Genomic DNA, 12,169 nt, shown 5'->3' with positions numbered 1-12,169 from the left:
CGGTCCGCTTCCACATCCAGGGAGAGTAATTCCATGCTGGACAAGACAGTCGATACTTTGGCGGCCGCGGTGGCGGGCGTGCGGGACGGAGCGGTCATTCTGATCGGCGGCTTCGGCGCCTCCGGCGTACCCACCGAGCTGGTGTGCGCGTTGCTGGAGCAGGGCGCGCGCGAACTCACCATCGTCAACAACAACGCCGGCAACGGCAAGCGCGGCCTGAGCCAGCTGGTGGAGGCCGGGCGGGTGCGCAAGATGATCTGCTCTTTCGCACGATCGTCGGACCGCAAGAACCCCAACGCCGCGGCTTTCGCGGACGCCTACCGCGCGGGGAAAGTGGAACTCGAGTGCGTGCCGCAGGGCACGATGGCCGAGCGCATGCGCGCCGCGGGCGCGGGCCTGGGGCCGTTCTTCACGCCCACCGCTTTCGGCACGCCGCTGGCGCGCGGCAAGGAGACCCGCGTGATAGACGGCGTGGGCTATGTGCTGGAGTCTCCGCTCAAGGGCGACTTCGCCTTCGTCAAGGCGCTCACGGCGGACCGCTGGGGCAATCTGGTGTACCGCTACGCCGGCCGGAACTTCGCGCCGGTCATGTGCATGGCAGCCGCCACGACCGTGGCGCAGGTGGACGAGATCGTGGAACTGGGCGGGATCCCGCCGGAACACGTCATGACGCCGGGAATATTCGTCAAGCGAGTGGTGAAGGTGGGAGACGCTCATGGAATATGAAAAGCTCAGCCGGCGGCAGATCGCCCGCCTGGTCGCCGCGGACATTCAGGACGGGGCCTATGTCAATCTGGGCATCGGCATTCCGACGCTGGTGTCGGCCTTCCTGCCGCCCGGCCGCGACGTGATCCTGCACACCGAGAACGGCATCGTCGGCATGGGGCCGGGCGACCCCGACGCGCCCCTGGACCTGGACCTGATCAATGCCAGCAAGGAACCCGTGACCTTGCTGCCGGGGGCGTCCATCACGGATCACGTGGTGTCGTTCGCCATGATGCGCGGCGGCCACCTGGACCTGACCGTGCTCGGCGCGTTTCAGGTGTCCGAGCGCGGCGACCTGGCCAACTGGGATACGGGCGCGCCGGGCACGATCCCGGCCGTGGGCGGCGCCATGGATCTCGTGGCCGGGGCGAGGCAGGTCTACGTCACGATGGAGCATGTCACCAAGGACGGACAGCCCAAGATCGTCCGCGAATGCACCTATCCCCTGACCGGCGCGGGGGTGGTCGACAGGATCTATTCGGATCTGGCGATCATCGACGTGGTCTCCGGCTCCCTGGTGCTGCGGGCGATGGTCGAGGGGCTGAGCTTCGAGGCCCTGCAGGCGCTTACCGGCTGCCCGCTGGCGCGGGCCGGCGACCTCCGGGTGCTGGCGCCGGAATAGAGCAAGGCGCTCGTACTTTCCCCGTGTTGACACGGGGAGTTTTCAATCTTTAGAATGTTCTTGCAGAAAGAATAAACGTTCTGTTCATAAGAACGATAAAAACGGGAAGAGACAATGCAAACCCAAGCTATGCCAGCGCAGGGCGCCCGCGGCGCGCAGCTCGCGCATCGGTTCCGCAGCCGCGCGCTGTCGTTCTCGCGGCCGCGCCAGGTGAACATGGACCTGCTGCTGCGGTTCGGCGTACATCCTCTGCTGGTCCGGATCCGGGATGGACGAGTGACCGCCGCCGACGTCCCCTCCGCGCCGCTGCCGTCCAGCGACATCTCGCTGCGGGCTTCCGAGAATGCCTGGTCCCGTTTCTGGCAAGCCGTGCCGGATGCCGGCTGGCATGACATCTTCGCGCTCAGCAAGCGCGGCGAGCTGGCCATCGAAGGCAACCTGCAGCCTCTGATGGCCCACTTGCAGTTCGTCAAGGACCTGCTGGCCGTCGGCCGGGAGGCGCAGGCATGAGCGCCGCACTGGAGCCCATCGTCGGCCGTTATGTGTCGTTCGAGATCGCGGGCAAGTCCTGCCGCGTCTATTTCGAACAGGCGGGCGAAGGCATTCCGCTGGTCTGCCTGCACACCGCCGGCGCGGATAGCCGCCAGTACCGCCACATGATGTGCGACACGGACATCACGTCGCGCTACCGGGTCATCGCCTTCGACATGCCGTGGCACGGCAAATCCTATCCGCCGGAAGGCTGGCAGGACCAGGAATACCGCCTTTCAACCGAGCTCTACGTTGAAACCGTGATGGCGTTCTGCCAGGCGCTGGCGCTGGACCGGCCCGCGCTGATCGGCTGCTCCATCGGCGGGCGCATCGTGCTGCAGCTCGCGCACCAGCATTCCGATCGCTTTCGCGCCCTGATCGGCGTCGAGGCCGCCGACTTCCAGGAACCCTGGTACGACACCTCCTGGCTGCACCGTGGCGATGTCCACGGCGGCGAGGTCTGCGCCGCGCTGGTGTCCGGGCTGGTGGCACCGCAGTCGCCGGCGGTGTATCGCCACGAAACGCTATGGCAGTACATGCAGGGCGGTCCCGGCGTCTTTCGCGGGGACTTGCATTTCTACCGGGTGGACAGCGATCTGCGGGGCCGGCTGGACGGCATCCGCACCGACCGCTGTCCGCTCTATCTGCTGACGGGGGAATACGACTTCTCCTGCACGCCAGAAGACACCTTGCGCACCGCGGCCGGCATACCCGGCGCGCAGGTGACCGTCATGCGCGAATTGGGACATTTCCCGATGAGCGAAAACCCGCAGCAGTTCCGCGGCTACGTGCTGCCGGTGCTGGACGCCATCGCCCGCCGATAGAGCAGGCACAACCGACGGGCAGCCACTGCCCGCGTTCCCTCAGGAGACATCATGCGTTATCCGATCATTCTGGCCGGCGTCTTCGCCCTGGCCGCAGTACCCGCCGCCCAGGCGCAAGAGATGCTGAAACTGGGCGCCCTGGTCACGCTTTCCGGCGCAGGCGCCGCATGGGGGCAGGGCATGAAGAACGCCGCCGAGGTCGCGGCCGACCAGGTGAACGAGGCGGGCGGGCTGGAGGTGGGCGGCAAGAAGTACCGGGTCCAGGTCGTGGCCTATGACGACAAATACCAGGCCAACGAGGCCATCACCGTGGCCAACCGCCTGGTGTTCGAGGACAAGGTGCGCTACGTGATCGGTCCGGTCGGGTCGGCGCCGGTGCTGGCCATCCAGCCCATGACCGAAAAGAACAAGGTGATCCTGCTGACGCTGGGCTTCACCGCCAAGGCGCTGGCCGCGGACAAGCCCTACACCTTCCGCCCCAACGTCACCACCGCCGAGGTCTCGCAGCCGCAGATCGACTGGTTGGTCAAGGCGCAGGGCTTGCGCAAGGTCGGCGCGCTGTTCCCCAACGACGAGACCGGGCAGCAGATCGCGCTGGATCTGGAAGGCGCCTACAAGAAGGCGGGCGCGGCGCTGGCCACCAAGGAATTCTTCGAACGCGACCGTGTCGATTTCGTGCCCATGCTCACCCGCATGATGGCGCGCGGCATCGACGCCATCGAACTGGACGGCAACTCGCCCACCACCGCGGGGCTGATCGTCAAGCAGGCGCGCGAACTCGGATTCGAAGGGCGCATCGTGCGCACCGGCGGGCCGGCCACGCAAGAGATCGTCAACGTCGCCGGCAAGCAGGCCACCGAAGGCATGCTGGTCCACACGCCGATCGATCCCGAACTGCCTGCGACCCAGGCCTACGCCGCGCGCTACGCCGCGAAGTACAAGCATCCGATGAACGGCTTCAGCCCGGCCTTCTACGACGGCACCAACATGCTGTTCGAGGCCATGCGCCGCGCCGGCACGGTGGACGACACGGACCGCGTGCGCGCCGAGATGGAAAAGCTCGACGGCTTCGACGGATCGCTGGGCAAGCTGAGCTGGACGGGCCAGGCCATGTACGGCATCAATCATCAGCTGAATGCGCCGTTCTACGTCGCCGAGGTCAAGGACGGCCGCGAGGTGATCCGCGCCCGCTGCACCGTCGAGGGATGCCGCTAGCGCGGCGGGGGTATCGACGTGGATTGGAGCATTCTGCTGACGCAGGCCACGATCAACGGATTGATCGTGGGGCTGCTGTACCTGCTCATGGCCGTGGGCTTCACGCTGGTGTTCGGCGTGATGCGGATGGTGAATTTCGCCCATGGCGAGTTCTACATGCTGGGCGCCTTTGGCGCGTACTACCTCACGACCCAGGCGGGCTTTTCATTCCTGCCCGCCGTGGCGCTGACCTTCGCGCTGGCGGTGGCGGGCGGGGCGGTGCTGGAATGGGGCGTCCTCAAGCCGTTTCGCCGCGATGAGCTCAACGGCATGATCGCCACCATCGGGCTGGCGATGATCCTGCAGAACCTGGCGCTGATGTTCTTCGGTCCCGACCCGCTATCCATGCCGGCCGTGGCCCAGGGCACGGCGCGCATGGGCAAGCTGGTGGTGCCGCTCTCGCGCGTCTATGTGGTGATGTTCGCGCTGCTCGCGCTGGCATTGCTGTATGGCTTTCTGCGCTACTCGCGGCCGGGGCGGGCGCTGCGCGCGGTGGTGGAGGATTTCGAGATCGCCGCCATCCAGGGCATCCGTTCGCGCATTTACTACCCGCTAGGCTTCGGCCTGGGCGTGGGGCTGGCCGCCGTGGCCGGCGCGCTGATGGCGCCCTTGTTCTCGGTGTCGCCGTTCGTGGGCGCCACGCCGTTGCTCAAGGCGTTCATCGTGGTGATCCTGGGCGGGCTGGGCAGCATACCCGGCGCCGCGGTCGCGGGCCTGGCGCTGGGCCTGGCCGAGAGCTATGGCAGCCTGATGTTCGAAAGCAGCACGGCGGATATGCTGATTTTCGCCATCGTGATCGTGATGCTGGTCGTGCGGCCCAAGGGGCTGCTGGGCCGGGGGGAGGCATAAGCCATGACGGTACTTTCGCTTGAAGCCGGTATTGCAAGGCCCGCGCCATTGCGCTGGCTGTTGTGGGCCGCCCTGGCCGTGGCTGCGGTGATGCCCTGGTTCGCGGGGCCTTTCGTACAGCATCTGGCGGTGCTGACCTGCCTGAACGTGCTGATCGTCAATGGCCTGGCGCTGATCGCGCGCTGCGGGCAGCTGTCCCTGGGGCATGCGGCCTTCGTCGCGGTGGGCGCCTATGGTTCGGTGCTGACCGCCCGCTACCTGGGCTGGAGCTTCCTGCCCGCCACCCTGGTTGGCGTGGCGCTGACCGCCGTGATCGCGCTGGTGCTGGGCGCGATCATCCTGCGTCTGAAGGGCGTGTATTTTGTCTTGGTCACGTTCGCCTTCGGGGAACTGGTGCGGCTGATCCTGCTGGACGGGGCCTCCTGGTCCGGCGGCGCCAACGGCGTCACCGGCATCCAGCCCGCCGCCCTGGCCGGGGTGGTGTTCGAGTCGCGCGCAAGCTTCTATGGCCTGGCGCTGTGCGTGGCGCTGGGTTCCGTGGCGCTCCTGAGCGCGGTGGCGCGGCGGCCGTTCGGCCACGCCATCGACGCGGTGGCCGAAAACCCGGCGCTGGCCGAGTCCACCGGGCTGAGCGTGCGCCGTATCCAGCTTTGCGCCTTCGTCGCCGGCTGCGCGCTGGCGGCGGCGGGCGGCGCCCTGCAGGCGCGCTATGTGGGCTATGTGTCGCCGGAGTCGTTCAACGCGAGCATCTCCATAGGCTTCATCATCATGCTGGTCATCGGCGGCCGCCGTTCGGTATGGGGCGGCCTGATCGGCGCCATGGTGCTGACGCCGTTGCCCGAACTGTTCCGCGGGGCGGTGCAGACGCAGCACATCTTCTATGGCGCAGCATTGATTCTGATCCTGCGCTTTCTGCCGGCGGGCCTCGCCGGCTTGCCGGGGCCGTGGCAGGCGCGCCGGCGCAAGGAGTCCCAATGAGCCAGCCTCTATTGCAAGTACAGGGCCTGTCGCGCAGCTTCGGCGGCCTGGCTGCCTTGCGCGGCCTGAGCTTTGCCGTCGCCCAGGGCGAAATCGTCGGGCTCATCGGGCCAAACGGCGCCGGCAAGACGACGGCGTTCAACGTCATCAGCGGCACCATGCCGCCGTCGGCCGGCACGGTCCGATTCGACGGCCGCGATATTTCGGGCGGGCCGCCCAGCCGGGTGGTCGTGCTGGGACTCGCGCGCACGTTCCAGTCCACCTCGACCTATCCCGACGTCACGGTCGCCGAGAACATCCGCCGCGGCATGCTGTCGCGGGTGCGGCACTCCTGGCTGCGCCGTCTGGCGGGCCGCAGCCATGACTTGCTGTCTACGGCCGAGGTTGCGCAGGAAGTCGACCGCCTGCTGACCCTGCTGGATCTGCAGGCCTGGCGCGACGCGCCCGCGGGGTCGCTGGCCTATGGCCTGCAGAAGAAGCTGGGCATCGCCGTTGCGCTGGCCTGCCGTCCGCGCATGTTGCTGCTGGACGAACCGGCAGCCGGGCTTAACCACGAGGAATGCAATGAACTGGGCCGCCTGCTGCGCCGCCTGCAGGCGGAAGAGGGGCTGACGATGCTGCTGGTCGAACATCACATGGCGCTGGTCATGGAGCTCTGCCACCGCATCGTGGTGCTGGTCCAGGGCGAGAAGATTGCCGAGGGCTCGCCGCAGGCCATTCGCGACAATCCCGCCGTGATCGAGGCTTATCTGGGAGCGCCCGACTATGCCCATGCTTGAAGTCCAGGACCTGAATGTGCGTTACGGGCAGTTGGAGGCGGTGCGTGGCGTCAGCTTCAATGTCGAGCAGGGTCAGATCGTCGCGCTGGTCGGCTCGAATGGCGCCGGCAAGAGCTCCACGCTGAAGGCCTTGATCGGGCTGGCGCCCGTGGCGGGAGGGCGCGTCCTGTTCGAGGGGCGCGACATCGCCCGACTGGGATCGGCCGCGCGCGTATCGGCCGGGCTGTCGCTGTCGCCCGAGGGCCGTCGGCTGTTCGGCCGCATGACCGTGCTGGACAATCTGATGGCGGGCGCGCACGCGGTCCGTCCGCGCGCAGGCATCCGTGCCCGGCTGGACGAAATCTACGCGCTGTTTCCCCGGGTACTGGAGCGGCGCGCGCAGCTGGCGGGCTCCCTTTCCGGCGGCGAACAGCAGATGGTGGCCATCGGGCGCGCGATGATGGCGCAACCTCGCCTGCTGATGCTGGACGAGCCGTCGCTGGGCATCGCGCCCAAGATCGTGGCCGAGATCGCGGGTGCCATCGAGCGCATCAACCGCGAAAGCGGCATTGCCATCGTGCTGGTGGAGCAGAACGCCCGGCTGGCGCTGCGCCTGGCGCATCAGGCGTATGCTTTCGAACACGGCGAGGTGGTGCGCAGCGGCAAGGGCGCGGACCTGCTGGAGGATCCGTTCGTGCAGAAGGCCTACCTAGGAGTGTGAAGTGAGCCCCGTACAGCCAACCGTCCCCCCCGAGTACGAGATCCATGCCATCCGGTACGCCCGGATGTCGCGCCAGCGGCGCGACAACTTCCTGGGCGGAGATCCGCACGACGGCGACATGCCCATGGATTTCTTCGTGTGGCTGGTGCGCGGCGCCGGCCGCGTCGTGCTGGTCGACACCGGCTTCAACGCGGACACGGCGCGCCAGCGCCGCCGCGAGCTGATCCATTGCCCGATCGCGGCGCTTGCGCCCCTGGGGGTGCAGCCCGAGGATGTGCAGCATGTGGTGCTTACCCACCTGCACTACGATCACGCGGGCAATCTGGACCGCCTGCCGCAGGCGCGTTTCCATGTGCAGGACGACGAGATGGACTACGCCACCGGCCGCTGCATGTGCTTTGAGCCCTTGAGGCATGCGTACTCGGTGGAGGACGTGGTCACCCTGGTCAGGCGCGTCTATGAAGACCGGGTGGTCTTCCATGACGGCGATGGGGAGTTGCTGCCAGGCATCGAACTGCTCAAGATCGGCGGCCACACGAAGGGCCTGCAGGCAGTGCGGGTTCATACCGAGCGCGGCTGGGTGGTGCTGGCTTCGGACGCCAGCCACTACTACGAGAACATGGCGCAAGGGCGGCCGTTCCCTATCGTCTACAACACCGCCCAGATGCTGTCGGGCTACGCCAGGCTTTATGGCGCGGCGCAATCCGAACAGCATGTGGTGCCGGGCCACGATCCGGCGGTGCTGGAACGCTATCCCCGCTGGGAGGATTCCCCGCACGTGGCGATGCTGCATCGCCCGCCGCGAGGGGATTGATCCAGGCCGGGCTTTCAGCGGCGGCCGGTGCTTTCCGCGTAGTCCATGTACAGCTTGTGGGCGCGGCGGGCGAGCGGGCCGTATTCCAGGGCGCGCGATTCGACGCGGTTCACGTGCACCACCTTGCCGTAGTTTCCGGACGAGAACACCTCGTCGGCTTCCTCGACGTCGGCGCGGGTCAGGCTGCGTTCCTGCACTTCGATGCCGTCGGCCTTGAGCAGGGCCAGGACGCGGCGGCGCGTGATGCCGTTCAGGAAGGTGCCGTTGTCCACGGGCGTGGAGACGACGCCGTCCTTGGCCAGCCAGAGATTGCTGGTGGCGAATTCGGCGATGTTGCCCGCGCCGTCCAGCATGATGGCGTTGTCGAAGCCCTTTTCGGCGGCTTCGCGGATGGCGCGCTGGCCATTGGGATACAGGCAGGAGGCCTTGGCGTCGGTGGGCGCCATGTTCGGCCACGACCGGGCAAAGCTGGAAAAGCAGGCCGAGAAGCCCTGGTCGCCCGGCATCGGCACCTTGAACACGTGCAGCACGAATTGGGTCTTGTCGGCGTCGGGCAGCAGGAATCCGTCGGCGCAGAAGAACATGGGCTTGATATAGAGCTCGGTGCCTTCGGGGAACCGGGCGACCGCTTGCAGGCACAGCGCCTGGATCTCTTCCCAGCTCATCCGCGGCTTCATCAGCATTTTCTCGGCCGAACGCACCACGCGCTGGCAGTGCAGATCCAGGTCTGGGGTCAGGCCGCGGAAAGCGCGCGCGCCGTCGAAGACCATGCTGGCCATCCAGAAGGCGTGGTCGGCCGGGCCGAGCAGTTTGGGGTTTTCGGTGGTCCAGTGACCGTCGTGCCAGAACAAGGCGTCCATGTCTATCTTCCTTCGCTTGAATCGGGTTGGCGCGCGCAGGCGGCGCCGAAACGTCAGGATACATGAGCGGGAGGCCGCCGCGGGGCGGCGGCCTCGAAGCGGCTACTCGCGCGCCAGCGCCGCCTGCACGCGGTCGGCAACGTCCGCCGGCATCCACTGCCGCCAGACGGGGGCGTACTGCTTCAGGAAGTAGCGCGCCGCGTCGTCGGGTTCCTTGCCCTCGGTTTCCAGCCAGCCCAGCGTGGCGTCGATGGCGTCATCGGGCACGGTCAGCCGGGACAGGAACTCGGTCAGCCGTGGCGCTTCCTTGGCGAAGGCGGCGTTCAGGCCCGTCACGACGGGGTTGGGTTTGAACTCGGTGGCCACCGGACTGGAGCACTTGGGATCGGTCATGCAGGTGTAGGCGGCCTGGTCGAACGCCGGAAGTTCGAGCTTGACCAGGTCCAGCGCGCCGACCAGCGACGTGGGGGTCCAGTAGTAGAAGACGATGTCCCGCTTGCGCTTGTAGGCCGACACGATGGCGGCCTTCTGCGCGGCGCCCGAGCCCGGCGCGAACAGCGAGTAGTCCTTGTCCAGTCCCAGGGCGCGCAGCAGATTGTCGTTCAGCGTGCCGCAGGCCCACCCGGCGGGGCAGCCATAGATCCGGCCGCGTCCCGGGTCCTCCGGGTCGGCGAACACCTCCTTGAAGCGCGCCAGGTCCGCCGCTGTTTTCAGCCCGGGGTGGCGTTCCACGGTGTAGCGGGGCACGTACCAGCCTTCTCCCGCGTCATAGACGTGGCCCACGCCCAGCACCTTGCCGCTGGCCAGCGCCTTCTTCCAGGCGCCTTCGATCTGGCCGGGCCAGACTTCGGGGGTGACGTCCACGTCGCCGCGCTGCAGCGCGGCCAGCATGGGCAGCGTTTCCCCGATTTCGACGGAGGTCTTGCAGCCGTAGCCATGTTCCAGGACGTAGCGTTCTATGCCAGCCAGGACCAGGTTGGATTCCCAGTTCAGTCCGCTGAAGCGCACGGGCCGGTTGACTTCGCAAGCTGGCGTGGCGGCCGCGGCCGGGGTGGCGGCGGGGAACAGCAGGGCGGCGGCCAGCGCCAGGGCGCCAAAGCCGGGGGCGAGATGCGGATTGCGCATGGTCGGCACCTGTGTGATTGGGTGCCTGTCATTGTACGGGCCGTCCGCGCCGGCCCCGCCCCGGAATGCAAACGGGGCCGCATTGCGCGGCCCCGTTCATTGCAGCAATGCCTGGTCAGGCGCGGGCAGCGCGCCGCCGGTCGATGAACGCGCCCACCTCGCCCACGATGCCGCGGCGGAAGGCCAGCACGCAGATCACGAAGATCAGGCCGATCACGATCGTGACGGATTCGCCCAGGCGCAGGAACCATTCCACGCCGGTCAGGTTGGCCATCATCTGGCCGAAGTCGCCGACCTTGTTCTCCAGCAGCACCACGATGAAGGCGCCCAGGATGGGGCCGGTCAGGGTGCCCAGCCCGCCGATCAGCGTCATCAGGATCACCAGGCCGGACATCTGCCAGGTGGCGTCCGACAGGGTGGCCGACACGAACACCAGGGTCTTGGTGGCGCCCGCCAGCCCCGCCAGCGCGGCCGACAGCACGAATGCCAGCAGCTTGAAGCGGTCCACGTCGTAGCCCAGCGAAATGGCGCGCGGCTCGTTCTCGCGCAGCGCCTGGAGCACCTGGCCGAAGGGCGAGTTCACGGTGCGCCAGATGATGAAATAGCCGATGATGAAGATGGCCATCACCAGGTAGTACAGGTTGATGTCCTTGGACAGGTCGATCAGTCCCAGCAAGGTTCCGCGCGGCACGCTTTGCAGGCCGTCTTCGCCGCCGGTGAACCTGGCCTGCAGGAAGAAGAAGAACACCATCTGCGACAGCGCCAGCGTGATCATGGCGAAGTAGATGCCGCTGCGCCGGATGGCGATGGCGCCCATCGCCAGGCCCAGCAGCGCCGCCACGGCCACGCCGAACAGCAGGCCGAGTTCGGTGGGCAGGCCCCAGACCTTCATGGAGTGCCCGGCCGCATAGGCCGCGCTGCCCAGAAAGGCGGCGTGCCCGAAGGACAGGAGTCCGGTGAAGCCCAGCAGCAGGTTGAATGCGCAGGCGAAGAGGGCGTAGCACATGATCTTCATGGCGAAGATCGGATACACCCCGACGAAGGGAAGCATGGCCACCACGATGGCCAAGACCGCATAGCCCAGGAATTGACGATTCATTTTTCTTTTCCGAACAGCCCGGCCGGGCGGATCAACAGAACAATGGCCATGATGATGAAGACGACCGTGCTGGAGGCCTCTGGCCAGAACACTTTGGTCAGGCCTTCAATCACGCCCAGGCCCAATCCGGTGACGATGGCGCCCATGATGGACCCCATGCCGCCGATCACGACGACCGCGAACACGACGATGATGAGGTTGGACCCCATCAGCGGGGAAATCTGCAGCACCGGCGCGGCCAGCACCCCGGCAAAGCCGGCAAGCGCCACGCCGAAGCCGTAGGTCAGCGTGATCATGCGCGGCACGTTCACGCCAAAGGCCTCGACCAGCCGCGGGTTCTCGGTGCCGGCGCGCAGCAGGGCGCCCAGGCGGGTGCGTTCGATGACGAACCAGGTAGCCAGACAGACCACCACCGAGGCCGCCACGACCCAGCCGCGATAGTTCGGCAGGATCATGAAGCCCAGGTTGGTTGCGCCCCGCAAGGCCTCGGGCGTGGGATAGGGTTGGCCCGACACGCCGTAGAAGCTGCGGAACAGCCCCTCGATCAGCAGTGTCAGCCCGAAGGTGAGCAGCAGTCCGTACAAGTGGTCGAGCTTGTACAGGTGCTTGAGCAAGAGTTTTTCTATGATGATGCCGAACAGCCCGACGATCAGGGGCGCCAGCACCAGCATGATCCAGTAGTTCAACCCCAGGTAGGCCAGCCCCATCCAGGCGAGGAAGGCCCCCAGCATGTAGAGCGCGCCATGCGCGAAGTTGATGACGTTCAGCAGCCCGAAGATAACGGCAAGCCCGAGCGACAGCATTGCATAGAAGGAACCGTTGACCAGGCCCAGTAATAGCTGGCCAAACAAGGCCTGTATAGGGATGCCGAAAAGGTCAGTCATCTTGTGAAAATCCTGCGCGTACGGATGGAAGCGAGCTGGTCAGAATGCGGCCGGCCTGGTGGGGCCAGGCCGCATCCGGGATCAC

Annotated in this window: 14 protein-coding genes; 10 read left to right on the top strand and 4 right to left on the bottom strand. The window is 66.9% G+C overall.

The features are described 5' to 3' along the window. Positions 1–33: 33 nt before the first annotated feature. The 10 genes from HLG70_RS15375 to HLG70_RS15330 all read left to right on the top strand — a co-directional run bounded on the left by HLG70_RS15375 (position 34) and on the right by HLG70_RS15330 (position 8,116). Complete coding sequence (locus tag HLG70_RS15375) at positions 34–726, top strand: 3-oxoacid CoA-transferase subunit A (protein ID WP_171664281.1); 693 nt, start codon at positions 34–36, stop codon at positions 724–726. Next, positions 716–1,387 (top strand): 3-oxoacid CoA-transferase subunit B, encoded by a 672-nt coding sequence (locus HLG70_RS15370; protein ID WP_171664280.1) that lies wholly within the window; start codon positions 716–718, stop codon positions 1,385–1,387. The genes HLG70_RS15375 and HLG70_RS15370 overlap by 11 nt, the downstream gene beginning before the upstream one ends. A 114-nt stretch (positions 1,388–1,501) precedes the next feature. Beyond that, the gene (locus tag HLG70_RS15365; protein WP_171664279.1) at positions 1,502–1,897 is read left to right on the top strand and encodes a hypothetical protein; all 396 of its coding nucleotides are present in this window, start codon (positions 1,502–1,504) and stop codon (positions 1,895–1,897) included. Beyond that, positions 1,894–2,742 carry an alpha/beta fold hydrolase gene (locus tag HLG70_RS15360; RefSeq protein WP_171664278.1) on the top strand — a complete coding sequence of 283 codons (849 nt, stop codon included), beginning with the start codon at positions 1,894–1,896 and terminating at the stop codon, positions 2,740–2,742. The genes HLG70_RS15365 and HLG70_RS15360 overlap by 4 nt, the downstream gene beginning before the upstream one ends. A 51-nt stretch (positions 2,743–2,793) precedes the next feature. Further along, positions 2,794–3,957: an ABC transporter substrate-binding protein gene (locus HLG70_RS15355; RefSeq protein WP_171664277.1), complete on the top strand. Its 1,164-nt coding sequence runs from the start codon at positions 2,794–2,796 to the stop codon at positions 3,955–3,957. Between the two features lie 18 nt (positions 3,958–3,975). Continuing rightward, complete coding sequence (locus HLG70_RS15350) at positions 3,976–4,845, top strand: branched-chain amino acid ABC transporter permease (RefSeq protein ID WP_171664276.1); 870 nt, start codon at positions 3,976–3,978, stop codon at positions 4,843–4,845. A 3-nt stretch (positions 4,846–4,848) separates the two neighbouring features. Next, positions 4,849–5,823 (top strand): branched-chain amino acid ABC transporter permease, encoded by a 975-nt coding sequence (locus tag HLG70_RS15345; RefSeq protein WP_171664275.1) that lies wholly within the window; start codon positions 4,849–4,851, stop codon positions 5,821–5,823. Further along, on the top strand, positions 5,820–6,602 hold the full coding sequence (locus tag HLG70_RS15340) for an ABC transporter ATP-binding protein (protein ID WP_171664274.1): 783 nt from the start codon (positions 5,820–5,822) through the stop codon (positions 6,600–6,602). The genes HLG70_RS15345 and HLG70_RS15340 overlap by 4 nt, the downstream gene beginning before the upstream one ends. Continuing rightward, a complete protein-coding gene (locus HLG70_RS15335) occupies positions 6,589–7,302 on the top strand; it encodes an ABC transporter ATP-binding protein (protein WP_171664273.1) in 714 nt (237 codons plus the stop codon). Before HLG70_RS15340 ends, HLG70_RS15335 begins: the two co-directional genes overlap by 14 nt. A gap of 64 nt (positions 7,303–7,366) precedes the next feature. Further along, positions 7,367–8,116 (top strand): N-acyl homoserine lactonase family protein, encoded by a 750-nt coding sequence (locus HLG70_RS15330; RefSeq protein ID WP_234103522.1) that lies wholly within the window; start codon positions 7,367–7,369, stop codon positions 8,114–8,116. 14 nt (positions 8,117–8,130) lie between these two features. On the opposite strand, the gene HLG70_RS15325 is transcribed toward HLG70_RS15330, so the two are convergent. From HLG70_RS15325 to HLG70_RS15310, 4 genes are all read right to left on the bottom strand, one after another. After that, positions 8,131–8,976, bottom strand: coding sequence for a branched-chain amino acid aminotransferase (locus HLG70_RS15325; RefSeq protein ID WP_171664271.1), 846 nt, complete (start codon positions 8,974–8,976; stop codon positions 8,131–8,133). A gap of 102 nt (positions 8,977–9,078) precedes the next feature. After that, positions 9,079–10,101, bottom strand: a complete 1,023-nt coding sequence (locus tag HLG70_RS15320; RefSeq protein ID WP_171664270.1) for an ABC transporter substrate-binding protein — start codon at positions 10,099–10,101, stop codon at positions 9,079–9,081. 115 nt (positions 10,102–10,216) lie between these two features. After that, positions 10,217–11,200, bottom strand: coding sequence for a branched-chain amino acid ABC transporter permease (locus HLG70_RS15315; protein ID WP_171664269.1), 984 nt, complete (start codon positions 11,198–11,200; stop codon positions 10,217–10,219). Next, positions 11,197–12,084: a branched-chain amino acid ABC transporter permease gene (locus HLG70_RS15310; protein WP_171664268.1), complete on the bottom strand. Its 888-nt coding sequence runs from the start codon at positions 12,082–12,084 to the stop codon at positions 11,197–11,199. Before HLG70_RS15310 ends, HLG70_RS15315 begins: the two co-directional genes overlap by 4 nt. Positions 12,085–12,169 lie beyond the last annotated feature (85 nt).

Source organism: Achromobacter deleyi (genome assembly GCF_013116765.2).
In the GTDB taxonomy this organism is placed as follows: Bacteria; Pseudomonadota; Gammaproteobacteria; order Burkholderiales; family Burkholderiaceae_B; genus Achromobacter; species Achromobacter deleyi_A.
Note: the sequence above shows the minus strand (reverse complement) of the source record. Positions and strands in the feature narration are given on the sequence as shown.